Source organism: Mesorhizobium sp. BR1-1-6, assembly GCF_020165355.1.
In the GTDB taxonomy this organism is placed as follows: Bacteria; Pseudomonadota; Alphaproteobacteria; order Rhizobiales; family Rhizobiaceae; genus Mesorhizobium.
The window spans coordinates 1-22,839 of the sequence record NZ_JAIUHZ010000034.1 but is presented as its reverse complement, the minus strand read 5'-3'; the positions used below and the strand labels follow the sequence as shown (position 1 = coordinate 22,839).

The following is a 22,839-nucleotide window of genomic DNA, read 5'->3' as shown; positions in this document are numbered from 1 at the left end:
GTCTTGCCATGATCAACGTGGCCAATCGTGCCGATGTTCACATGCGGCTTGGTGCGCTCGAATTTACCTTTTGCCATGTGATGTCTCCATTCCTGCTCGCCCGTACGGGCTCTTAATTAAGTTGCCGCAGCACCCTGCCGGGTTACGCGTATTTCTTCTGGACTTCCTGGGCGACCGCGGTCGGGACCGGCTCGTAATGGTCGAACTGCATCGTGTATGCCGCACGGCCCTGGCTCATCGAGCGCAGATTGTCGACGTACTTGAACATGTTGGCGAGCGGCACCATCGCGTTGATGACGACTGCCACGCCGCGGGCTTCCTGGCCCTGGATCTGGCCACGACGGCCGTTGAGGTCGCCGATGACACCGCCGACATAATCTTCCGGCGTCACGACCTCGACCTTCATGATCGGCTCGAGCAGCTGCACGCCGAGCTTCGGCGAAGCTTCCATAAAGCAAGCGCGGGAAGCGATTTCGAATGCGAGCACCGAAGAGTCGACGTCGTGGAAAGCGCCGTCGATCAAGGTAGCCTTGACGCCGATCATCGGGAACCCGGCAAACGGGCCGGAACCCATCTTGCTCAGCAGGCCCTTCTCGACACCCGGGATGTATTCCTTCGGCACAGCGCCGCCGACGATCTTGGATTCGAACACGAAATCCTCGCCATCGGGGTTCGGCTCGAACACGATCTTCACGCGGGCGAACTGCCCGGTACCACCGGTCTGCTTCTTGTGCGTGTAGTCCTGCTCGTGCCTGCGGGTGATCGTCTCGCGATAAGCCACCTGCGGCGCACCAACATTGGCCTCGACCTTGAACTCGCGGCGCATGCGGTCGACGATGATGTCGAGGTGCAGCTCGCCCATGCCGGAAATGATGGTCTGGCCGCTTTCCTCGTCGGTCTTGACGCGGAAGGACGGATCCTCGGCAGCCAGGCGATGCAGAGCGAGGCCCATCTTTTCCTGGTCGTTCTTGGTCTTCGGCTCGATGGCGATCTGGATGACCGGATCGGGGAATTCCATACGCTCGAGGATGACCGGATGAAGCGGATCGCACAGCGTGTCGCCGGTGGTCGTGTCCTTGAGACCTGCGAGAGCGACGATGTCGCCGGCATAGGCCTCTTCAACGTCGGCACGGGAATTCGCATGCATCTGCAGCATGCGGCCGATGCGCTCTTTCTTGCCCTTCACGGTGTTGTCGACCGAGATGCCCTTGGTGAGCTTGCCCGAATAGATGCGGGCAAAGGTCAGCGAACCGACGAACGGGTCGTTCATAATCTTGAACGCCAGCATCGACAGCGGCTCGTCGTCGACGGCGTGACGCTCGATCTCGGCGTCGGTCTTGGCATCGACACCCTTGATCGCGGGCACATCGGCCGGCGACGGCAGGTATTCCACGACCGCGTCGAGCAGAGGCTGCACGCCCTTGTTCTTGAATGCCGAGCCGCAGAACATCGGGAAGAACTTGACCGCGATGGTGCCCTTGCGGATCAGCGCGCGGATCTCGTCATTCGACGGCATCTTGCCTTCGAGGTAGTTTTCAAGAGCCGTCTCGTCCATCTCGACGGCGGCCTCGATCATCTTCTCGCGGTATTCCTCGGCGCGGGCCTTGAGGTCGGCCGGGATCTCGACGACATCCCAGGCAGCGCCCAGCGTCTCGTCGCGCCAGACCAGCGCGTTCATCTCGACCAGGTCGACAACGCCCTTGAATTCGGTCTCGGCGCCGATCGGCAGCTGCATGACGACAGCCTGCGCACCAAGGCGCGAGCCGATCATCTCGACCGAGCGGTAGAAGTCGGCGCCGGTCTTGTCCATCTTGTTGCAGAAGATCATGCGCGGCACGCGGTACTTGTCGGCCTGGCGCCAGACGGTTTCCGTCTGCGGCTCCACACCGGCATTGGCGTCGAGCAGCGCGATGGCACCGTCAAGCACGCGCAGCGAACGCTCGACCTCGATGGTGAAGTCGACGTGTCCGGGCGTGTCGATGATGTTGAAGCGGTGCATCTTGCCGTCACGGCCCTTCCAGAAGGTCGTGGTCGCGGCCGACGTGATCGTGATGCCGCGTTCCTGCTCCTGCTCCATCCAGTCCATGGTCGCGGCGCCGTCGTGCACTTCGCCGATCTTGTGCGACTTGCCCGTGTAATAGAGGACGCGCTCGGTGGTCGTCGTCTTGCCGGCGTCGATATGCGCCATGATACCGAAATTGCGGTAGTCTTCGATTTTATATTCGCGAGCCATCGTAACTGCCTCTCAGTCTCTTTCGCGCTTTACCAGCGGTAGTGCGCGAAGGCGCGGTTGGCTTCAGCCATCTTGTGGGTGTCTTCACGCTTCTTCACGGCGGTGCCGCGGTTGTTGGCCGCGTCCATCAGCTCGCCGGAAAGGCGGTCGACCATGGTGGTCTCGTTGCGGTTGCGGGCCGCGGCGATCAGCCAACGAATGGCCAGCGCCTGACGGCGCTCGGGGCGCACGTCGACCGGAACCTGGTAGGTGGCGCCGCCGACGCGACGCGAACGCACTTCCACATGCGGCGCGACATTGTCGAGCGCCTGATGGAAGACGGTGACCGGCTCCTGTTTGGTCTTCGACTGGACCTGGTCGAGCGCGCCGTAGACGATGGTCTCGGCAACCGACTTCTTGCCGTCATACATGACGGCGTTCATGAACTTGGTGACGATCAGATCGCCGAACTTGGGGTCCGGATTGATCTCACGCTTTTCTGCACTGTGACGACGGGACATGGCTTTTGTCTCTCAATCTCTCATAGCCCGGCGCAGTCAAAAAAGCGCCGAAGCCGGAAAACCTTACTTCGGACGCTTGGCACCGTATTTCGAACGGCGCTGCTTGCGGTTCTTCACACCCTGCGTGTCGAGCACGCCGCGGATGATGTGGTAACGGACACCCGGAAGGTCCTTGACGCGGCCGCCGCGGATCATGACCACGGAGTGCTCCTGAAGGTTGTGACCTTCGCCGGGGATGTAACCGATCACCTCGAAACCATTGGTCAGGCGGATCTTGGCCACCTTGCGCAGCGCCGAGTTCGGCTTCTTCGGCGTCGTTGTGTAGACGCGCGTGCAGACGCCCCGCTTCTGCGGGTTCTGCTGCATGGCCGGGACCTTGTTGCGCTTCACCGGCGCAATGCGCGGCTTGCGGATCAGCTGGTTGACGGTAGGCATTAAACCCTCTTGTCTCTCAATTCCGTGTCTCGTGCCGGTCAAGGCTCGCTCAAAGCGTCATTTCCATACGCAAATTCGGGCCACAAACCGCGCCTCGCGGTCTTGCCCGAACAAATCGCAGAGGAAGCGGATACCGCTTCGTGCACGCCGGAAATGTCTTTTCGCTCGTAAAACGAACCCTGTTTGAGGCAAACTCCAAAGCGTGTCGCTTCGGAAGGGAGAGCCTCACATCGGTTCTGACTGGGCGGCTTCTACTCGCAAGCCCGCGTACCGTCAACCCCGGAGCGGCAAATATTGCATTGAAGCCGGGGCTTGGCAGCCATGCGTAAACCGCATGTAATTTTCTTTCGTAATTTTGCAAGGGCGAGGAAGAAAGTGCCAAGCCTTTAGCAAAGTGAATGGCTTTTGGCTGTTGCGCGGCGCGGCTTCATGCGAAAAAGCCGCATGAACAGTCAAAGCCCCTTGCCGCGAAGGAATCGGCCCGTGAACGACAACGAGGAACGCCCGGTCACTATCATCACCGGCCGGGTGTGGAAGAGAAAAGGCGGCAAGCCGGAAGGCGTGCACGTCATGCTGGTTGCGCCTGATGACGATTCGGCGGTGCGCCGTGCGCTCGAATCGTTGGCGGCGGAAGGTTACGCCGAAGCCGAGCTCGACCAGATCGGCGACATGGAGGGCGAGCCCGACGAGGAGCCGCATCTTTCGGCCTTCCAGGGCGCGCTCGAAGGCGAAGTGTCGATCGTGACCTTCGATGTGCCGATCTGAAAGCGTGCCGGCCCTCGCCGTTCGAATCGGCGCTGGAGCCTTCCAACGAGTGAAAGGCCGGCGCTGCAGCTCCGGCAAAGACGGAGTTGACCTTTCGGCTTCGGCTTGCCCGGGGCAAGTGTTCTGATAAGAAGCGCTCACCATTATCCAACAGACGGAGCGGCAGTGTCCCAGCCCATCAAGATAGGCATTGTCGGTGTCGGCAAGATCGTCCGCGACCAACACCTTCCGGCGCTCGCCAAGGACCGGGACTACCGGCTGATCGCCGCTGCCAGCCGGCATGGCAAGGTTGAAGACATCCATAATTTTCCCGATATCGAGACGATGCTTGGCGCTGTTCCCGAACTCGACGCCGTCTCACTCTGCATGCCGCCGCAATTCCGCTACGCTGCGGCGCGCACCGCGCTCGAGGCGAAGAAGCACGTGTTCCTGGAAAAGCCGCCCGGCGCCACGGTCAGCGAGGTCGAGGACCTGAAGGCGCTGGCGACGAAACAGGGCGTGTCGCTGTTCGCCAGTTGGCATTCGCGCTATGCGCCGGCGGTTGAAGCGGCGCGGACTTTTTTGGCCGCGACGCAAATCAAATCAGCGGCAATCGTCTGGAAGGAAGACGTGCGCCGCTGGCACCCGAACCAGGACTGGATCTGGCAGCCAGGCGGCTTCGGCGTCTTCGATCCAGGCATCAACGCGCTGTCGATCGCGACCTACATCCTGCCCGCCATGTACATCACCTCGGCCGCGCTCGACTTCCCGGAGAACCGCGACGCGCCGATCGCCGCCCAGGTCGCCTTCCGCGCGGCGAACGGGTCGGCGGTGACGATGGATCTCGATTGGCTCCAGACCGGGCCGCAGAGCTGGGACATTCTCGCCGATACCGATGCCGGCAAGATGGTGCTCTCGGGCGGTGGCTCGAAACTCGCCATCGACGGCCGCGTCGTCCATGAAGAACCGGAAGCGGAATATCCTGAACTCTACAGGCGTTTCGCCGAAATCGTGCGCGCCGGCACTTCCGATGTCGATCTCGCGCCCCTCCAGCATGTCGCCGACGCCTTCATGCTCGGCAAGCGCAATGTGGTCGAGGCGTTCTTCGACTGAACAGCGGCCGTAGACCGGATCCGCGATCCGGTCCGCCTATCGCAACAACTCAATCGACAATCGCTATGGCAAACCCGTCATAGCCCTTGGCGCCGACAGTCTGGATCGCGGTGCCGTCCAGGCGCTTGTCGCCGCCGATGAAAGAGAACGCCGCGCGTGCACCTTCGATGTTGGCGTCGCGACCGTCCTCGTCGAGCACCGCGCCGTCACGGATGACGTTGTCGCAGACGATGACCGTTCCCGAGCGCGAGAGCCGCATGGCCCAGGAGAGATAGTTGGGGTTGTTAGGCTTGTCGGCGTCGATGAAAACGAGGTCGAACGGCCCGGCATTTTCGGCGCCCAGCGCAGCGAGCGACTGCAGCGCCGGCCCGACTCGCAGATCGATCCGTTCGGAAACCCCTGCCCGGTCGAAATTCGAACGCGCGACCTTGGCGTGGTGCGGATCGAGTTCGAGCGTCACGATCTTGCCGCCGGCCGGCAATCCCCGCGCCATCCAAATGGTGGAATAACCGCCCAGCGTACCAATCTCGAGCACCTTTTTCGCGCCGCGAATGCGCACCAGCAGCGAGAGCAGCTTTCCTTGCGCCGCCGAGACGTCGATCGCCGGCAAGCCACCGTCGCGGTTGGCCGCCAGGACCGCGTCGAGAACGGGATCCGCCTCGAAGAGCGAGGAAACGATGTAGTTATCGACAGCCGTCCAGGTTTTCGTGCTCATCTGCCTTCCTCGATTGTTCGTTGAAACGAAAAGGCCGCCGGGTTGCCCCGGCGGCCTTGTTGCCTGAGATCTCTTGCCGCCGCGCTTATTGCGCGGCGGTTGTCATGTCGGCCAGCATCGGCTCGGCGACTTCGACACCGGAGGCCTTGCGGCGCTCGTCGATGATCAGTTCGTCGCGCGAGGTGGCGATGCGGCGGATCTGGCTCATCGTGCCGCCGGTACCGGCCGGGATCAGCCGGCCGACGATGACGTTTTCCTTCAAGCCCTGCAGCATGTCGGTCTTGCCGGCAACCGCGGCTTCCGTCAGCACCCTGGTCGTCTCCTGGAAGGAGGCGGCCGAGATGAAGGACGGCGTCTGCAGCGAAGCCTTGGTGATGCCGAGCAGCACCGGCTGGCCTTCGGCCGGCTTCTTGCCGTCCTCGATCAGGCGCTCGTTGACCTCTTCCAGTTCGATCACGTCGACGTGGTCGCCCGGAATATAGGTCGAGTCGCCCTGCGTGGTGATCTCGACCTTCTGCAGCATCTGCCGAACGATCACCTCGATGTGCTTGTCGTTGATCGACACGCCCTGCAGACGGTAGACCTCCTGGATCTCGTTGACGAGGTAGGACGCAAGCGCCTCCACGCCCTTGATCGCCAGGATGTCGTGCGGCGCCGGATTGCCGTCGAGGATGTAGTCGCCCTTCTCGATGACGTCGCCGTCTTGGAGATGGAACGGCTTGCCCTTCGGGATCAGGTATTCGACAGGCTCAAGCGTCGAGTCATGCGGCTCGATGATGATGCGGCGCTTGTTCTTGTAGTCGCGGCCGAAGCGGATCGTACCATCGATCTCTGCGATGATGGCGTGATCCTTCGGACGACGGGCCTCGAACAGCTCGGCAACACGCGGCAGACCGCCGGTGATGTCCTTGGTCTTGGCGCTTTCCATCGGGATACGCGCCAGGACGTCGCCAGGGCGAACCTGAGCACCCGGCTCGACCGAGAGAATGGCCTCGACCGAGAGCAGGAAGCGGGCATCGCCGCCCTTCGACAGCTTGCCGACCTTGCCCTTGGCGTCCTGAACGACGATCGCCGGCTTCAGGTCGTTGCCGCGCGGCGTCGAACGCCAGTCGATGACCTCGCGCTTGGTGATGCCGGTCGACTCGTCGGCCGTTTCCTGGACGGAAATGCCGTCGACCAGATCCTCGAACGCCACCTTGCCCTCGATTTCGGTGAGGATCGGGCGGGTGTAAGGATCCCACTCGGCGATGCGCTGGCCGCGCTTCACCTTGTCGCCATCATCCACGAAGATGCGCGAACCATAGGTGACGCGGTGCGTGGCGCGCTCCTTGCCGGCTTCGTCGAGGATCAGCACCGCCATGTTGCGGCCCATGACCATCTGCTGGCCGTCCGAGTTGCGCACCACGTTGCGGTTGCGGATCTCGACCTTGCCCTCATAGGAGGCTTCAAGGAACGAGCTATCCACCACCTGCGCCGTACCGCCCATGTGGAAGGTACGCATGGTGAGCTGGGTGCCCGGCTCACCGATCGACTGCGCCGCGATGACGCCGACGGCCTCGCCCTGGTTGACCGGGGTGCCCCGGGCCAGATCGCGTCCGTAGCAGACCGCGCAGACGCCGACCCTGACTTCGCAAGTCAGCGCCGAGCGGATCCGGACCGACTGCACGCCGGCCTTCTCGATCTGCTCCACGTCGCGCTCGTCCATCAGCGTTCCGGCCTTGACCAGCAATTCGCCGGTCACCGGATGGTTGATGTCGTCGAGCGCGGTGCGGCCCAGCACGCGCTGGCCGACCGAAGCGACGACCTGACCGGCATCGACGATCGGCTGCATGGTGAGGCCCTTGTCGGTGCCGCAGTCCACGGAGTTGACGATGCAGTCCTGCGCCACGTCGACCAGACGACGGGTGAGATAGCCCGAGTTCGCCGTCTTCAAGGCGGTGTCCGCCAGACCCTTGCGGGCGCCGTGGGTCGAGTTGAAGTACTCGAGCACGGTCAGGCCTTCCTTGAAGTTCGAGATGATCGGCGTCTCGATGATTTCACCCGATGGCTTGGCCATCAGGCCGCGCATGCCGGCGAGCTGGCGCATCTGGGTGGGCGAGCCGCGCGCACCGGAGTGCGACATCATGTAGATCGAGTTCATCGGCTTCTGACGACCATTGTCCTCGAACTCGACCGCCTTGATGCGGGCCATCATTTCGTCGGCGACCTTTTCCGAGCACTTGGCCCAGGCGTCGACGACCTTGTTGTACTTTTCGCCCTGCGTGATCAGGCCGTCATTGTACTGCTGCTCGTATTCCTTGGCCAAGGCCTCGGTGTCCGACACCAGCTTGATCTTGGTATCCGGGATCAGCATGTCGTCCTTGCCGAACGAAATGCCGGCGCGGCAGGCATGGGCGAAACCGAGCGCCATGATGCGATCGCAGAAAATGACCGTCTCCTTCTGACCGCAATGGCGGTAGACGGTGTCGATCATCTTGGAGATGTTCTTCTTGGTCATCTCCTGGTTGGCGGTCTCGTAAGGCACGTTGACGTTCTTCGGCAGAAGCTCGCCGATGATCATGCGGCCAGGCGTGGTGTCGTAGATCTTCGACACGACCTTGCCCTCGGCGTCGACCGAGCGGAAGCGGCCCTTGATCTTGGCGTGCAGGGTCACCGCCTTGGTCTCGAGCGCGTGCTGGAGTTCGCCCATGTCGGCAAACACCATGCCCTCGCCCGGCTCGTTCTGGTTGACGATCGAGAGGTAGTAGAGACCCAGAACCATGTCCTGCGACGGCACGATGATCGGCGCGCCGGAAGCCGGGTGCAGGATGTTGTTGGTTGACATCATCAGCACGCGGGCTTCCAACTGCGCTTCCAGCGACAGCGGCACGTGGACCGCCATCTGGTCGCCGTCGAAGTCGGCGTTGAAGGCCGTGCAGACCAGCGGATGCAGCTGGATCGCCTTGCCTTCGATCAGGATCGGCTCGAACGCCTGGATGCCGAGGCGGTGCAGCGTCGGCGCGCGGTTCAAGAGCACCGGATGCTCGCGGATGACCTCGTCGAGGATATCCCAGACTTCCGGACGCTCCTTCTCGACCAGCTTCTTCGCCTGCTTGACGGTCGAGGAGTAACCCTTCGCGTCGAGGCGGGCGTAGATGAAGGGCTTGAACAGTTCGAGCGCCATCTTCTTGGGCAGGCCGCACTGGTGCAGCTTGAGCTCCGGACCGGTGACGATGACCGAACGGCCGGAATAGTCGACGCGCTTGCCGAGCAGGTTCTGGCGGAACCGGCCCTGCTTGCCCTTGAGCATATCCGACAGCGACTTCAGCGGACGCTTGTTGGCGCCGGTGATGACGCGGCCACGGCGGCCGTTGTCGAACAGCGCGTCGACGGCCTCCTGCAGCATGCGCTTTTCATTGCGCACGATGATGCCGGGGGCACGCAACTCGATCAGCCGCTTCAGACGGTTGTTGCGGTTGATGACGCGGCGATAGAGATCGTTGAGGTCCGACGTCGCGAAACGTCCGCCGTCCAGCGGGACGAGCGGGCGCAGGTCCGGCGGGATCACCGGAACCACCTTCATGATCATCCATTCCGGACGGTTGCCGGACTCCATGAAGTTCTCGACGACCTTGAGCCGCTTGAGATACTTCTTCTGCTTCAGCTCGGATGTGGTCGAAGCCAGCTCCGAACGCAGGTCGCCGGCGATCTTCTCCAGGTCCATGCCGGCCAGAAGGTCATGAATGGCCTCGGCGCCGATCATGGCGGTGAAGCTATCCTCGCCATATTCGTCGACGGCGATCATGTACTCTTCCTCGCTGAGCAGCTGGTGCTCCTTCAGCGCGGTGAGGCCGGGTTCGGTGACGATGTAGTTCTCGAAGTAGAGGACGCGCTCGATGTCCTTCAGGGTCATGTCGAGCAGCGTGCCGATGCGCGAGGGCAGCGACTTCAGGAACCAGATATGGGCGACGGGTGCCGCCAGCTCGATATGGCCCATGCGCTCGCGGCGAACGCGCGACAGCGTGACCTCGACACCGCACTTTTCGCAGATGACGCCCTTGTACTTCATGCGCTTGTACTTGCCGCACAGGCACTCGTAGTCCTTGATCGGGCCAAAAATGCGCGCGCAGAACAGACCGTCACGCTCCGGCTTGAAGGTGCGGTAGTTGATGGTCTCCGGCTTCTTGATCTCGCCGAACGACCAGGACAGAATCTTCTCAGGGCTGGCGAGCGATATCCGGATGGAATCGAACACCTGCGCCGGCGCCTGGGGATTGAAGAGATTCATGACCTCTTGGTTCATGCCGTTCTCCTTTCGGGGTCCTCGAAAACCCCTTGCATCTGATGCGGGGCAAATGCCCGCTGAGTGGTCGGCCCACCGGCCGAAGAATTTGGTGCACCCGGTCGCGGGAGCCTCTCCCGCGACCGGGTGTCTTGTTTATTCCGCTGCGTCGGGCAGCCGAACCGGGGCTTCGTCGAGCTTGGTGTTCTCCAATTCGACGTTGAGGCCGAGCGACCGCATCTCCTTGACGAGAACGTTGAAGCTCTCGGGAATGCCGGCCTCGAAGGTGTCGTCGCCGCGGACGATCGCCTCGTAGACCTTGGTGCGGCCGGCGACGTCGTCCGACTTCACCGTCAGCATTTCCTGCAGCGTATAGGCGGCGCCGTAGGCTTCCAGCGCCCAGACCTCCATTTCGCCGAAGCGCTGGCCGCCGAACTGCGCCTTGCCGCCCAGCGGCTGCTGGGTGACGAGCGAGTACGGACCTATCGAACGCGCGTGGATCTTGTCATCCACGAGGTGGTGAAGCTTGAGCATGTAGATGTAGCCCATCGTCACCTTGCGATCGAACGGCTCGCCGGTGCGTCCGTCATAGAGCTGCGACTGACCGCTGGTGTGCAGGCCCGCCTGCTCCAGCATGACGTTGATGTCGGCCTCGTGCGCGCCGTCGAACACCGGGGTCGCGATCGAGACGCCGCGGCGCATCTGCTCGCTCAGGCGAACGATGCTCTCGTCGTCATACTCGCGGACCGGCTCGTTGCGGTCGTTGGCGGGCATGAAGCTCTCCAGCGTCTTGCGCAGCGGCTTGATGTCGCCGGCAGACTTGTAGGCGTCGATCATCTCGCCGATCTTCCTGCCCATTCCGGCGCAAGCCCAGCCCAGATGCGTTTCCAGGATCTGGCCGACATTCATGCGGCTCGGCACACCCAGCGGGTTGAGCACGATATCGGCATGCGTGCCGTCCTCGAGGAAAGGCATGTCCTCGACCGGAACGATGCGCGACACGACACCCTTGTTGCCGTGACGGCCGGCCATCTTGTCGCCCGGCTGCATCTTGCGCTTCACCGCCACGAAGACCTTGACCATCTTCATGACGCCCGGAGGCATTTCGTCGCCGCGCTGCACCTTCTCGACCTTGTCCATGAAGCGCTGTTCGAGTGCCTTCTTGGAATCGTCGTACTGGCCGCGCAGGGCTTCCAGTTCGCTCTGGAGCTTTTCGTTCTCCACGGCGAACTGCCACCACTGCGAACGCGGATACTCGTCGAGCGTATCCTTCGACAGCGTCGAGCCCTTCTTGAAGCCCTTCGGTCCGGCGATCGCTTCCTTGCCGACGAGCACGTCGGAAAGGCGCGCGTAGACGTTGCGATCCAGGATCGCCTGCTCGTCGTCACGGTCCTTGGCGAGGCGTTCGATCTCCTCGCGCTCGATCGCCATGGCGCGCTCGTCCTTCTCCACACCGTGGCGATTGAACACGCGCACCTCGACGACGGTGCCGAAGGTACCCGGAGGCATGCGCATCGAGGTGTCGCGCACATCGGATGCCTTTTCGCCGAAGATGGCGCGCAGAAGCTTTTCTTCCGGCGTCATCGGGCTTTCGCCCTTCGGCGTGATCTTGCCGACCAGGATATCGCCCGGCTGAACTTCGGCACCGATATAGACGATGCCGGCTTCATCGAGGTTCTTCAGCGCTTCTTCCGAGACGTTCGGAATGTCGCGCGTGATTTCCTCCGGTCCGAGCTTGGTGTCGCGCGCCATGACCTCGAACTCCTCGATGTGGATCGAGGTGAAGACGTCGTCGGCGACGATGCGCTCGGACAGGAGGATCGAGTCCTCGTAGTTGTAGCCGTTCCACGGCATGAACGCGACCAGCACGTTGCGGCCGAGAGCCAGATCGCCGAGCTCGGTCGAAGGACCGTCCGCGATGATGTCGCCCTTGTTGACCCGGTCGCCCATGCGCACCAGCGGACGCTGGTTGATGCAGGTGTTCTGGTTCGAACGCTGGAACTTCATCAGCCGGTAGATGTCGACGCCGGACTTGCCCGGATCGAGGTCTTCCGTGGCGCGGATGACGATACGCGTCGCGTCCACCTGGTCGACGATGCCGCCGCGGCGGGCGCCGATGGCGGCGCCCGAATCACGGGCGACGATCGGCTCCATGCCGGTGCCGACGAACGGCGCTTCGGCGCGCACCAGCGGCACGGCCTGGCGCTGCATGTTCGAGCCCATCAGCGCGCGGTTGGCGTCGTCGTTCTCAAGGAACGGGATCAGGGCCGCGGCCACCGACACCATCTGCTTGGGCGAAACGTCCATCAGGTCGACGTTTTCGCGGGGCGCCATCATCACCTCGCCGGCACTGCGGCAAATGACGAATTCGTCGACAAAGCGGCCATCCTTGTCGAGCTCGGCATTGGCCTGCGCGACATGGTGCTTGGCCTCTTCCATCGCCGACAGATAGACGACGTCATTGGTCAGCTTGCCGTCGACGATCTTGCGGTACGGGCTCTCGATGAAGCCGTACTTGTTGACGCGCGCGAAGGTGGCGAGCGAGTTGATCAGGCCGATATTCGGGCCTTCCGGCGTCTCGATCGGGCAGATGCGGCCGTAATGCGTCGGGTGCACGTCGCGCACCTCGAAGCCGGCGCGCTCGCGGGTCAGACCGCCCGGTCCAAGCGCGGAGAGACGGCGCTTGTGGGTGATCTCCGACAGCGGGTTGGTCTGGTCCATGAACTGCGACAGCTGCGAGGAACCGAAGAACTCGCGCACGGCGGCAGCCGCCGGCTTGGCGTTGATCAGGTCCTGCGGCATGACCGTGTCGATCTCGATCGAGGACATACGCTCCTTGATCGCGCGCTCCATGCGCAGCAGGCCGACGCGGTACTGGTTTTCCATCAGCTCGCCGACCGAACGCACGCGGCGGTTGCCGAGGTTGTCGATGTCGTCGATCTCGCCCTTGCCGTCACGCAGTTCGACCAGCGTCTTGACCACGGCCAGGATGTCGTCCTTGCGCAGCACGCGCACGGTGTCCTCGGCCTTGAGTTCGAGGCGCATGTTCATCTTGACGCGGCCGACGGCGGACAGGTCGTAGCGCTCGCTGTCGAAGAACAGCGAGTTGAACATGGCTTCGGCGGTTTCGAGCGTCGGCGGCTCGCCGGGGCGCATGACACGATAGATGTCGAACAGCGCGTCCTGGCGGCTCTCGTTCTTGTCGACGGCGAGCGTGTTGCGGATGTAGGCGCCGACATTGACGTGATCGATGTCGAGTATCTGGATCTCGTCCTCGCCGGTGCCAAGCAGCACCTTCAGCGTCTTGTCATCGATCTCGTCGCCGGCCTCGAGGAAGATCTCGCCGGTGGCGTAATTGACGATGTCCTCGGCGAGATAGTTGCCGAGCAGGTCCTCGTCGGTCGCCTTGATCGCCTTCAGGCCCTTTTCCCCGAGCTGGCGGGCCTGGCGGGCGGTGATCTTCTTGCCGGCCTCGACAACGACCTCACCCGTGTCGGCGTCGACCAGGTCGCCGACGGCCTTCAGGCCGCGGAAACGATCGACGTTGAACGGAATGCGCCAGTGATCGCCGGCGCGCTTGTAGGTGATCTTGTTGTAGAAGGTCGACAGGATCTCTTCGCCGTCCATTCCGAGCGCCATCAGCAGCGACGTCACCGGAATCTTGCGGCGACGGTCGATGCGGGCGTGCACGACGTCCTTGGAATCGAACTCGATGTCGAGCCACGAACCGCGATAGGGGATGACGCGCGCGGCAAACAGGAGCTTGCCCGACGAGTGCGACTTGCCCTTGTCATGGTCGAAGAAGACGCCCGGCGAGCGGTGCATCTGCGAGACGATGACGCGCTCGGTGCCGTTGACGATGAAGGTGCCGTTCGAGGTCATGAGCGGCATGTCGCCCATGTAGACGTCCTGCTCCTTGATGTCCTTGATCGACTTCGCGCCGGTATCCTCGTCGATATCGAACACGATCAGGCGCAGCGTCACCTTCAGCGGTGCGGCATAGGTGAGGTCGCGCTGACGGCATTCGTCAACGTCGAATTTCGGTCCTTCGAACTCGTACTTCACGAACTCCAGCATCGAGGAGCCGGAAAAATCGGAGATCGGGAAGACCGACTTGAAAACAGCCTGCAGTCCCTCGTCCGGACGTCCGCCCTTGGGCTCGTCCACCATCAGGAACTGGTCATAGGACGCCTTCTGAACCTCGATGAGGTTCGGCATCTCCGCAACTTCCGGGATCTTTCCGAAGAACTTGCGTACGCGTCTGCGGCCATTGAAAGTCTGGGTCTGGGCCATCGTCGCTCCTTAGCTCTAAACTCGGGGCGAGCCTCGCCGCGGCTCGCCTTGCATCCGAACCGCCTGGGCAGCGGCTCTCTGTCTGTTCTCCGGCCCCATTACCAAACTACTTGGCGGCGGCCGGCTAAAACGGGAGAAAACCCGTTTCCTGAGAGCCGGTTTTCGGCCCTCAGGAAAGAGGTTTTCGTGCATCTCGCGCTACGCAGCCTCCCCAGGTCACCCGAGGGGAGTGGCGGACGGCGCGAGGCCGTCCGCCGATTGTTACGCTTACTTCAGCTCGACCTTGGCGCCGGCTGCTTCCAGCTGGGCCTTGAACTTGTCGGCGTCGGCCTTGGAAACGGCTTCCTTGACCGGCTTCGGAGCCGCTTCGACCAGGTCCTTGGCTTCCTTGAGGCCAAGGCCGGTGATGGCGCGGACTTCCTTGATGACGTTGATCTTCTGAGCGCCGGCATCGGTGAGGACGACGTCGAATTCCGTCTTTTCCTCGACCGGAGCAGCGGCAGCGGCAGCGCCGCCGGCAGCGGCAACAGCCACGGGAGCAGCAGCCGAAACGCCCCACTTTTCTTCCAGAAGCTTCGACAGCTCAGCCGCCTCGAGGACGGTCAGCTTCGAAAGGTCGTCTACGATCTTTGCGAGATCAGCCATTGTTGTATTCCTTCATAAGGTTCGAACGTGTGTTTGTGATAGCGAGGAACGGCCTCATGCCGCCTCGTCCTTCCGGGCGTAAGCGCCGATGACACGCGCGACCGAAGCCGCGGGCGCATTGACGATCTGGGCGATCCGGGTTGCCGGCGTGGCGATCATGCCAACCAGCCTGGCGCGCAGCTCGTCGAGCGACGGAAGTGTGGCGAGTGCCTTCACACCGTCGGCGTTGAGCGAGGTGGTGCCCATTGCGCCGCCGAGAATGACGAGCTTGTCATTCCCCTTGGCGAAATCGGACGCGACCTTCGGCGCCGCAATCGGATCCTCCGAATAGGCGACCAGCGTCTGTCCCTTGAACAGATCGATGATCGATGCGGAGTCCGTGCCCTGAAGAGCGATTTTGGCGAGACGGTTCTTCGCGACTTTAACGGTGCCACCGGCAGCGCGCATTTTCGACCGGAGGTCGTTCATTTGCGCGACGGTGATACCGGCATAGTGGGCCACGACCACTGAACCCGCGTTCGAGAACGCATCGTTCAGGCCCGTGACGAGTTCGCGTTTTTCCGCTCTGTCCACTGCCTATCTCCAGTTGACCCCCATCCTGCTAACGGGAACATTCCCATTCACGAGGACAGGCGTCGGGTTGCCTTTTGCCGGCCGGGCCATCCAGTAACGGATCTCCCGAACAGCGCTCGAGGATCCTGCCCCCTTTCGCCACATCGCCGGCAAGCCGGACGATGCGCAGACAAAAGGCAAACACGGTTCGAACCTTTCATTGGAGCGCTTGCTCCGTTGTCAGGTCTTCACCCGTCTCATGCAGGCCCACATGAATTAAGGCCCCCCTTTTCAATCAAGGCCGGGCCGCCTGCAATCTCGGACAGGATGTCCGGAAACCTTTCGGCTCCCGGTACCGGGCCCAGAACGATCCAGGCCCGGAATTCACTTACGGATCGGCCCGTTCAGCGGCCGATCCAAACGGTTAATCAGGACGCCGCGAGCGTCGAGACGTCGAGCTTGAGGCCCGGGCCCATCGTCGAGGTGACGGACACCTTCTTGACGTAGTTGCCCTTGGCGCCAGCCGGCTTTGCCTTGGTCACCGCATCGGCGAAGGCGCGGACGTTTTCTTCCAGCGCCTTGACGTCGAACGAGACCTTGCCGACGCCGGCGTGAACGATGCCGGCCTTCTCGACGCGGAACTCCACAGCGCCGCCCTTCGATGCCTTGACGGCGGCCGCGACGTCGGTGGTGACGGTACCGACCTTCGGGTTCGGCATCATGCCGCGCGGGCCGAGCACTTTGCCCAGACGGCCGACGAGCGGCATCATGTCCGGCGTGGCGATGCAGCGATCGAAATCGATCGTGCCCTTCTGGACGATGTCGACCAGGTCCTCCGCGCCGACGATGTCGGCGCCGGCGGCCTTGGCTTCCTCGGCCTTGTCGCCACGGGCGAACACGGCGACGCGGACCGAGCGGCCGGTGCCGTTCGGCAGGTTGACCACGCCGCGGACCATCTGGTCGGCATGGCGAGGATCAACGCCGAGATTCATCGCGACTTCGATCGTCTCGTCAAACTTAACCGTCGAGCGATCCTTGAGCAGCTTCAGCGCGTCACCCAAGGTATAAGCCTTGTTGGGATCGATGCCTTCGCGGGTCTTCGATACACGCTTTGCAATCTTTGCCATGATCTCAGCCCACCACTTCCAGACCCATCGAGCGGGCGGAGCCCTCGACCATGCGCATGGCCGCCTCGACGTCGTTTGCGTTCAGATCCTTCATCTTCTGCTCGGCGATGGCGCGGACCTTGTCGCGGCCGATCGTGCCGGCCTTGACCTTGCCCGGCTCCTTGGAGCCCGACTTCAGGTTAGCGGCCTTCTTCAGGAAGTAGCTCACCGGCGGCGTCTTCATGACGAAGGTGAACGACTTGTCCTGATAGTAGGTGATGACGACCGGAATCGGCGATCCCTTTTCCATTTCCTGGGTCTGCGCGTTGAACGCCTTGCAGAACTCCATGATGTTGATGCCGCGCTGTCCAAGCGCCGGGCCGATCGGGGGCGACGGCGTAGCCGAGCCCGCGGCAACCTGGAGCTTGAGCTGGCCTGCAATTTTCTTAGCCATCTCTATTCCTGCCTTTGTCTATGCCGGCCCCTCGATCTGGGAAAACACCGGCTGTTGCAGTCTGGTGGTGCGGTTCCTGCGGCCGGCTAAAGCCGCATTCGCCTCCCACCGTTCTCAGGCCGCGCGTTGCCGCGCCGCCTCCCCTGACCACCGGAACGGCGCCAGGGATTTCGGATCAGCCTTTTTCGACTTGTCCGAATTCCAGATCGACAGGCACGGCGCGCCCGAAGATCGAAACTTCCACCTTGAGCCGCGCCCGCTCCTCGTCCACTTCCTGGACGAAGCCGTTGAAGGACGCGAAGGGGCCATCCGAGACGCGGATCGCCTCGCCGATCTCGAAAGTAACCGAGGGCTTCGGCCGCTCGACGCCTTCCTGCACCTGGTTCAGGATGCGCTGCGCCTCGGCCTCGGTGATCGGCACCGGCTTGGAGTCGCCCAAAAACCCGGTGACCTTCGGCGTGTTCTTGACCAGAGAGAACACGGCGTCGGTCAAGTTGGCCTTCAGGAGCACATAGCCCGGAAAGAACTTGCGCTCGGCGTCGACCTTGCGGCCGCGACGAACCTCGACGACCTTCTCGGTCGGCACGACGATCTGCTCGATATCGGCGGACAGGCCCTTCTGCTTGGCCTTGTTCTCGATGTCCTCGGCGACCTTCTTCTCAAAGTTCGAATAGGCGTGGACGATGTACCAGCGCGTAGTCATTTCACGACTTCTCCGTAATCGCCGGACTTAGCGTCCAATGCCCAGAATCTGTTCGACCGCGAGGCCCATGAGCTGATCGGCGGTGAAGAAAAAGATCATCGCGATCACAGCGAAAGCCAGAACCATCACCGTCGAGATCATCGTTTCGCGTCGCGACGGCCAAGTCACCTTGGCGGTCTCCGCGCGAACCTGCTGGAGAAAGACGAAAGGATTTGTGGTTTTCGAAGCCATATGCCGCTCTGTCTTCAAGACCCGTTGGCCGGGTCTCCTGGATGATCCCGCTGGCCGGGACGTGCCGCCTGGGTCCATTTTCGCGCCGAATCAGCGCAATCATTTCGCCCATGCAAATCAGACGCGTAAAGCCGGCTTCCCAGCTCCACGCGTCGCGTGTCTGTTTCGTCTACATAAAACCGATTCTTGATCCACGCAAGTGGCAAGTGTCCGCTTTATGACCAAACGCCGCCTCGGAACCATCCAGTCGTTCCGTCCCGGCTATGGCGCCCTTATGCCTCAATCAGCCTAATATGGCAAGCCGGTCGCCGATTTTCAAAGGGCAGCCCGCAGAAATATCGTTTCTGATGGCCATTTTCAATATCGTTTCGATGGTCATTTTCGGAAATGGCACGGGCAGCCCACCAGTCTAACGTTGCATCAGTGGCAGCGTGGCGGTTTCGCATCCGCGCCGGTTATTTCTGCCAATTATTCCTCAGGGTAGTGGCGCCGGACGGATCGGTTCGGAGAAACGTAAGACGGCTCTTCTGGAGATTGGCTGCTGCTGCGCCAGCAACCAGAAATACCGTCGGATTTTCTGACCAAGCCAATTCTGATAACCGCTCTGTCACTCCACGACAATCGCGCGTTTCATCTTGGCTTTCTCGATTCCCGCAGGAAGCGTTATTTCACGCGTGATCAATATTCTCTTGTCGTTTTTCCTTGGGTTTTTGCGATATAGATATTCGGTCAGTTTGGCTTGGTAAGTAGCCGCCACTGCCTCGACGATGGCCAAATAGGGAGACACATTCACCGGCACCGCCCCACCGTTCGCCGCTACCAGAGCGCGCACAGCCTCTTCGCATTGAAGGACAGTGATGTCGAGTGTCGCACAAACGTCGGCAATATTCATTGCGAGGCGCTTGATATCCCGAGGTGCGTCATCTGCCCATAGCTCACGAACAAACTTGATGATCTCGCCGATTGTTCGGATGTTTTTGTCCGTTTTGGCGATTATGGAACTCTTCGAAAGCGCGGACGCTTCCTCGATCGATACCTCGGCGTGCTCAAGCATTGCCTTGACTTGGTAAGCAATTCGCTCCTGCGCCCAGGAAACACCAGAAGCCTTATAAATGAGGTCGTGGGTGGCAATGGACCAGGCGTGCTGAAGGAAGGTCTTAACCTGAATCTCGAAGCGAAGGCCCTCCAGACCGCTGTCTGGATATCTGGGGTCTGATGCTATTGCAGCGAACAAGCGCACGTCGTCGAAGGGAAATGACTCCGGCGCTTTGTGGGTGCTGCCCTTCGCAGCTGGCCGCCGTTCCAAAACGGCAAAATTGCTTCTGACGATCTGCTCAGCTGCATCGATAGCTGAAAGATTGGGTACAACGTATGTTGCGGCGAAAAAGTCCTCCATTTGGGCCGGGTTGGATACGCGACCCGTTTCCACCTTCAGTGCAAAACTTTCCTCAACCTTCACTCGACTCTCATAGTGCCAACGAGGATCCTTGAAGCCGACTAGCCGTCTGTCGACCTCCTGCTTTAGCTTGCTGTAGAGCGGCTCCCGGTCCAGGAAGATTGCTCTGATAGACCCGGGGATCTTCATTCAGGTGCGCGCCGAAGCGCCTCGAGAAGCGCCTCGGCCCTTTGCTCGCGCGGCCTCTGGTCGGTATTGGCTCCTCTCAAGTTATTGAGATACTTGAAAGCGCTCTGATAGGCTGGGGTGTCGTGTGTGCGCATGAATTCGCCGACATCATGTTGAGCCGATAGTTCCTCCACCAAAGCCATAAACGCGGAATACCTTGGCCTTAATACCTCCACCGCAGGCAGGTTCTCGTTCAGTGTGAGCACACTCCACAGAGTATAGATGTTACCCAACGCGCGCGCCGCTCTTTGAATTATTCCTCCTCCCTCGCCATCGAGGGCAAGCAGGGTCGCTCTGGCGGCATCGAAGGCGACTCTGAAGGCTTCCTGGTCCAACGGTTTCTCAAGATCCTCGACGTCGTCATACTTCGCGTAGAGGTTGTTGAGGGTGTCTTGGTCAAATCCCAACACCTGGCCTTCAAGGAGCACAAGCATCAGCTCCGAAATAAATTGGGCATCCGCCATACGTTTAGACCTGGCGTTCGTAACGACCCCAAGCGTCCGCCATTCAGCTCGCTCAGCCTCAGATTCCGCTTGCTGAATAAACCAACCGCCAAATTTGGCATGCCGCAGTTCCTGGTCGGTCAGCTTCCGGGCGTTTCTGTTGAGTCGGTCAAAGACCTGATTGACTAAGTTGGAGTCTTCAAAATCGATGAGCTCGACCGTCAATTGATAGTTCCAAAATCTACGTTTGAGATCTGTCTCTGACGCGATATCGGACCATTTTTTGCCATTCAACCGCAGATCCCCGAAGTCAGACGCTATCTTGATCTTGTCATTGTTGAAATCCAGGATGGTTTGGGTCCGTTGCTTCCCATCGACAACGTGATACGTCGTCGTTCCATTTTCAGTAATCGTTTTGTGGAGAAATATTGCAGGACTAGGATAATTCCTAAAAATCGTGTCAAGGAAGAACTGGCGGTCGCCCCGAGTCCAAACACTTTTACGCTGATATGGCGGGTTCAGGTCTAGTTGATTATTTCTGTGGAGGTCAAGCAGCCAGGAAATATCTTGTGTTGTCGGTCTTCTCTGCATCATCGGCTCATAATGTCTTTCGTTTAATTGCAACAACATATGCTATCAGCCGTTGGTTGGCTAGTATGGTCGAAGCCCCGGGCCTGCGGTTTAACGTGCTGGAACAAGATGTCCCTCAAACCTGCTTGCGAATTGCATTGTGCTTTTAGCATATTGCAATATGCTATTGGCTATATGGCTTTCCTAGGAAGTGACCGGAAAGGGGAATGCATGACGGCCGACGAAGCATTGAAGAAAATTAAGATTGCGATCGAGACATCGCCGCGAAACAGCTATATCGCCGAGCTTCACGTTCAAGTAATCAAGTACGCCAATGTCCTGGAGGGTCTCACAGGTAGAGAGTTCTGCGAGGCCGTGGGGCTGAGCCCGGCTTTTGGGACGGAATTTGCGAAGATGCGGAAGATCGCAGGCAGGCTCATCGACGCAGGCCTCGATGTGGACAGGATATGACGACCGTCGCATCAAACTACCTTTACTCGACGTTGCGGGAGCGGATCGTGGAGCACGTGTTCATTGGCGACGCCCTCCGCGAGCTGTGGCGGCTCGGTGTTTATGACGTCGAGGTCCTTCGATCGGAGTTCGACGCCCACGGCTACGACTTGGTGATGGCTCGAGGAAAGATTGTTCGCCACATTCAGTTCAAGACCGGCACCCAAAAGAAGCCCGGCACCGTATCGCTCTCTAGGGCTTTGGCCGAAAAACCTAGCGGATGCGCGATCTGGATTCGTCTTGAATCCGACCTCGCCATGGGACCATTCTTTTGGTTTGGCGCGGCGCCAGGAGAGCCGCTCGCCGCTCTTGATCACTATCCCAATTCTCTGCGCGTGACCCCCAACAAAACTGGTGTTCGGCCGATCCGCAAGAATCATCACGAAGTGCCGGGGGCGGCATTCATACCCCGGAGTAGCTTGCAGGAGATCCTTGCCGACCTTTTTGGCAATTTGAAGCCGACCGCCGTTGTAGGGGGGCCGGAATGATTCCACAGGTGCAGCGTGCTTCGCCGACAGCCCGTTTCAGCTCCTACTGGCCTATCCGACGATGCGGTAAGGCAATTTCGGACAGCCGACAGCTCTGCAGACCTCAGCCAAGCGCGCGCGAGGCGTGTTCTAATGCCTAATTCCCTTGAAGGAATAATGGCACGGGCAGCAGGGCTCGAACCTACGACCTGCGGTTTTGGAGACCGCCGCTCTACCAACTGAGCTATGCCCGTACACGTGCGCCTCAGCGCAGCAGGGGTTTCCTAAAAGCTTCCGCGCGCTCTGTAAAGAGCGGTTTGCAAGCAAACGCGCCTTCATCCCCTTTCCCGGAAATCGGGATGGACGACGGCCAGCCCGCCGCCATCGATCTCCGGTTTCACGCTCGAGTGCGTCGGTATGCCATTCGCGGAGATCACCCTGCCTGCCGCCGTGCATCTTGAACGCTATTTTGCCTCTGGAACCCGGTACGGTCCGCCGGGCACGCCCCAGCCCCAGGCCGGCATCGGCTCGGTCTCCGGGTCGCACGTTTCGCCGAGATTGGAATTCATCCTGGCGAGCCGCGATCCCCATTCGACATAGCCCATGAAGGCGGAGCGGAACTCCGGGTCGTCAGGTAGCCCGACCGCATCGGCGGCATCGGCCAGCAGACTGATCCAGCGGCGGCGCTGCTCCTCCGTCAGATGCTTGCCGAGATGATGCATGACCATCTCGCGGTGGCCGCCGAATTTTTCGCTGTAGGTTTTCGGCCCGCCGAAAACCTCGCCGATAAAGGCCGCGACATGGGCGGGATGGTCGGGCGACATATGCTTGAACACCGGCCCGACGACCGGATCCCGCGCCACCTTGTCATAGAAGGTCTGCGTCAGCCGGTTGAGCGCTTCGCTGCCGCCGGCCCATTCGTACAGTGTCGGAACATCCTGGCTCATACTTGACCTCCGCCCAGCGCCGCCTGCAGCGACGATAGCGGAAAAATCGAGCAAGCCTCAACCTGCCTCGATGGCCAGTTCGATGACGCGGCTACCGTTCGACCGCGTGTCGGCCCCGGCATGCCAACGGCTGACCTTCGGTCGCCGACAAAAAGGGCGGCCCGAGGACCGCCCTTCCTTCTCGATCCGGCTGATGCCGGTGTCGATTACTCTTTAATGGTGACGACGATGCCGGCACCGACGGTGCGGCCGCCTTCACGGATGGCGAAGCGCAGCTTCTCTTCCATGGCGAT

General features: G+C 61.2%; 19 protein-coding genes, 1 tRNA gene and 2 pseudogenes. 4 read left to right on the top strand and 18 right to left on the bottom strand.

What is annotated here, in order from left to right; genetic code table 11:
• The 4 genes and pseudogenes from LB545_RS30550 to rpsL form a co-directional block, all read right to left on the bottom strand.
• A pseudogene (locus LB545_RS30550) lies at positions 1 to 77 on the bottom strand (elongation factor Tu); the annotation flags it as partial.
• A 65-nt stretch (positions 78 to 142) separates the two neighbouring features.
• Entirely contained in the window at positions 143 to 2,233 is a 2,091-nt protein-coding gene (gene fusA / locus LB545_RS30545) for an elongation factor G (RefSeq protein ID WP_140525521.1), read from the bottom strand.
• A gap of 29 nt (positions 2,234 to 2,262) precedes the next feature.
• Positions 2,263 to 2,733 (bottom strand): 30S ribosomal protein S7, encoded by a 471-nt coding sequence (gene rpsG / locus LB545_RS30540; RefSeq protein ID WP_008875664.1) that lies wholly within the window; start codon positions 2,731 to 2,733, stop codon positions 2,263 to 2,265.
• 63 nt (positions 2,734 to 2,796) lie between these two features.
• On the bottom strand, positions 2,797 to 3,168 hold the full coding sequence (rpsL, locus tag LB545_RS30535; RefSeq protein WP_006333356.1) for a 30S ribosomal protein S12: 372 nt from the start codon (positions 3,166 to 3,168) through the stop codon (positions 2,797 to 2,799).
• Between the two features lie 483 nt (positions 3,169 to 3,651).
• Here rpsL and LB545_RS30530 point away from each other — a divergent pair, with 483 nt between their 5' ends.
• Complete coding sequence (locus LB545_RS30530) at positions 3,652 to 3,933, top strand: transcriptional regulator (RefSeq protein WP_140501636.1); 282 nt, start codon at positions 3,652 to 3,654, stop codon at positions 3,931 to 3,933.
• A gap of 165 nt (positions 3,934 to 4,098) precedes the next feature.
• Entirely contained in the window at positions 4,099 to 5,025 is a 927-nt protein-coding gene (locus LB545_RS30525; RefSeq protein WP_140515454.1) for a Gfo/Idh/MocA family protein, read from the top strand.
• A gap of 49 nt (positions 5,026 to 5,074) precedes the next feature.
• Here LB545_RS30525 and LB545_RS30520 read toward each other — a convergent pair whose 3' ends face one another.
• From LB545_RS30520 to LB545_RS30470, 11 genes are all read right to left on the bottom strand, one after another.
• Entirely contained in the window at positions 5,075 to 5,740 is a 666-nt protein-coding gene (locus LB545_RS30520; protein ID WP_140515455.1) for an O-methyltransferase, read from the bottom strand.
• Positions 5,741 to 5,825: 85 nt separating this feature from the next.
• Positions 5,826 to 10,022, bottom strand: coding sequence for a DNA-directed RNA polymerase subunit beta' (rpoC, locus tag LB545_RS30515; RefSeq protein ID WP_140501630.1), 4,197 nt, complete (start codon positions 10,020 to 10,022; stop codon positions 5,826 to 5,828).
• A 135-nt stretch (positions 10,023 to 10,157) separates the two neighbouring features.
• On the bottom strand, positions 10,158 to 14,294 hold the full coding sequence (gene rpoB / locus LB545_RS30510) for a DNA-directed RNA polymerase subunit beta (protein WP_140501628.1): 4,137 nt from the start codon (positions 14,292 to 14,294) through the stop codon (positions 10,158 to 10,160).
• Positions 14,295 to 14,561: 267 nt separating this feature from the next.
• Positions 14,562 to 14,939, bottom strand: coding sequence for a 50S ribosomal protein L7/L12 (rplL, locus tag LB545_RS30505; protein ID WP_027146630.1), 378 nt, complete (start codon positions 14,937 to 14,939; stop codon positions 14,562 to 14,564).
• A 54-nt stretch (positions 14,940 to 14,993) separates the two neighbouring features.
• The gene (rplJ, locus tag LB545_RS30500; RefSeq protein ID WP_140515456.1) at positions 14,994 to 15,512 is read right to left on the bottom strand and encodes a 50S ribosomal protein L10; all 519 of its coding nucleotides are present in this window, start codon (positions 15,510 to 15,512) and stop codon (positions 14,994 to 14,996) included.
• A gap of 407 nt (positions 15,513 to 15,919) precedes the next feature.
• Positions 15,920 to 16,618: a 50S ribosomal protein L1 gene (gene rplA, locus LB545_RS30495; protein ID WP_140501624.1), complete on the bottom strand. Its 699-nt coding sequence runs from the start codon at positions 16,616 to 16,618 to the stop codon at positions 15,920 to 15,922.
• A 4-nt stretch (positions 16,619 to 16,622) separates the two neighbouring features.
• A complete protein-coding gene (gene rplK / locus LB545_RS30490; protein ID WP_140501622.1) occupies positions 16,623 to 17,051 on the bottom strand; it encodes a 50S ribosomal protein L11 in 429 nt (142 codons plus the stop codon).
• A 175-nt stretch (positions 17,052 to 17,226) separates the two neighbouring features.
• Complete coding sequence (gene nusG / locus LB545_RS30485; protein WP_140501620.1) at positions 17,227 to 17,754, bottom strand: transcription termination/antitermination protein NusG; 528 nt, start codon at positions 17,752 to 17,754, stop codon at positions 17,227 to 17,229.
• A 27-nt stretch (positions 17,755 to 17,781) separates the two neighbouring features.
• Positions 17,782 to 17,985 carry a preprotein translocase subunit SecE gene (secE, locus tag LB545_RS30480; protein ID WP_013531408.1) on the bottom strand — a complete coding sequence of 68 codons (204 nt, stop codon included), beginning with the start codon at positions 17,983 to 17,985 and terminating at the stop codon, positions 17,782 to 17,784.
• 607 nt (positions 17,986 to 18,592) lie between these two features.
• Positions 18,593 to 19,570, bottom strand: a complete 978-nt coding sequence (locus LB545_RS30475; RefSeq protein WP_224706279.1) for a hypothetical protein — start codon at positions 19,568 to 19,570, stop codon at positions 18,593 to 18,595.
• Positions 19,567 to 20,676 carry a DUF262 domain-containing protein gene (locus LB545_RS30470; RefSeq protein WP_224706278.1) on the bottom strand — a complete coding sequence of 370 codons (1,110 nt, stop codon included), beginning with the start codon at positions 20,674 to 20,676 and terminating at the stop codon, positions 19,567 to 19,569. The genes LB545_RS30475 and LB545_RS30470 overlap by 4 nt, the downstream gene beginning before the upstream one ends.
• Positions 20,677 to 20,853: 177 nt before the next feature.
• Here LB545_RS30470 and LB545_RS30465 point away from each other — a divergent pair, with 177 nt between their 5' ends.
• Together LB545_RS30465 and LB545_RS30460 are read left to right on the top strand one after the other, a co-directional pair.
• Entirely contained in the window at positions 20,854 to 21,093 is a 240-nt protein-coding gene (locus tag LB545_RS30465) for a hypothetical protein (RefSeq protein ID WP_224706277.1), read from the top strand.
• Positions 21,090 to 21,620 (top strand): hypothetical protein, encoded by a 531-nt coding sequence (locus LB545_RS30460; protein ID WP_224706276.1) that lies wholly within the window; start codon positions 21,090 to 21,092, stop codon positions 21,618 to 21,620. The genes LB545_RS30465 and LB545_RS30460 overlap by 4 nt, the downstream gene beginning before the upstream one ends.
• 157 nt (positions 21,621 to 21,777) lie before the next feature.
• Here LB545_RS30460 and LB545_RS30455 read toward each other — a convergent pair.
• From LB545_RS30455 to LB545_RS30445, 3 genes and pseudogenes are all read right to left on the bottom strand, one after another.
• Positions 21,778 to 21,853: transfer RNA gene (locus LB545_RS30455), tRNA-Trp, on the bottom strand.
• A 210-nt stretch (positions 21,854 to 22,063) separates the two neighbouring features.
• Complete coding sequence (locus LB545_RS30450; protein ID WP_140686700.1) at positions 22,064 to 22,546, bottom strand: group II truncated hemoglobin; 483 nt, start codon at positions 22,544 to 22,546, stop codon at positions 22,064 to 22,066.
• 206 nt (positions 22,547 to 22,752) lie between these two features.
• A pseudogene (locus tag LB545_RS30445) lies at positions 22,753 to 22,839 on the bottom strand (elongation factor Tu); the annotation flags it as partial.

Excerpts from the sequence above, each read along its gene's own strand:
- fusA (WP_140525521.1), bottom strand. The coding sequence starts at position 2,233 with ATGGCTCGCGAATATAAAATCGAAGACTACCGCAATTTCGGTATCATG.
- rpsG (WP_008875664.1), bottom strand. The coding sequence starts at position 2,733 with ATGTCCCGTCGTCACAGTGCAGAAAAGCGTGAGATCAATCCGGACCCC.
- rpsL (WP_006333356.1), bottom strand. The coding sequence starts at position 3,168 with ATGCCTACCGTCAACCAGCTGATCCGCAAGCCGCGCATTGCGCCGGTG.
- LB545_RS30520 (WP_140515455.1), bottom strand. The coding sequence starts at position 5,740 with ATGAGCACGAAAACCTGGACGGCTGTCGATAACTACATCGTTTCCTCG.
- rpoC (WP_140501630.1), bottom strand. The coding sequence starts at position 10,022 with ATGAACCAAGAGGTCATGAATCTCTTCAATCCCCAGGCGCCGGCGCAG.
- rpoB (WP_140501628.1), bottom strand. The coding sequence starts at position 14,294 with ATGGCCCAGACCCAGACTTTCAATGGCCGCAGACGCGTACGCAAGTTC.
- rplL (WP_027146630.1), bottom strand. The coding sequence starts at position 14,939 with ATGGCTGATCTCGCAAAGATCGTAGACGACCTTTCGAAGCTGACCGTC.
- rplA (WP_140501624.1), bottom strand. The coding sequence starts at position 16,618 with ATGGCAAAGATTGCAAAGCGTGTATCGAAGACCCGCGAAGGCATCGAT.
- rplK (WP_140501622.1), bottom strand. The coding sequence starts at position 17,051 with ATGGCTAAGAAAATTGCAGGCCAGCTCAAGCTCCAGGTTGCCGCGGGC.
- nusG (WP_140501620.1), bottom strand. The coding sequence starts at position 17,754 with ATGACTACGCGCTGGTACATCGTCCACGCCTATTCGAACTTTGAGAAG.
- secE (WP_013531408.1), bottom strand. The coding sequence starts at position 17,985 with ATGGCTTCGAAAACCACAAATCCTTTCGTCTTTCTCCAGCAGGTTCGC.
- LB545_RS30475 (WP_224706279.1), bottom strand. The coding sequence starts at position 19,570 with ATGAAGATCCCCGGGTCTATCAGAGCAATCTTCCTGGACCGGGAGCCG.
- LB545_RS30465 (WP_224706277.1), top strand. The coding sequence starts at position 20,854 with ATGACGGCCGACGAAGCATTGAAGAAAATTAAGATTGCGATCGAGACA.
- LB545_RS30460 (WP_224706276.1), top strand. The coding sequence starts at position 21,090 with ATGACGACCGTCGCATCAAACTACCTTTACTCGACGTTGCGGGAGCGG.
- LB545_RS30450 (WP_140686700.1), bottom strand. The coding sequence starts at position 22,546 with ATGAGCCAGGATGTTCCGACACTGTACGAATGGGCCGGCGGCAGCGAA.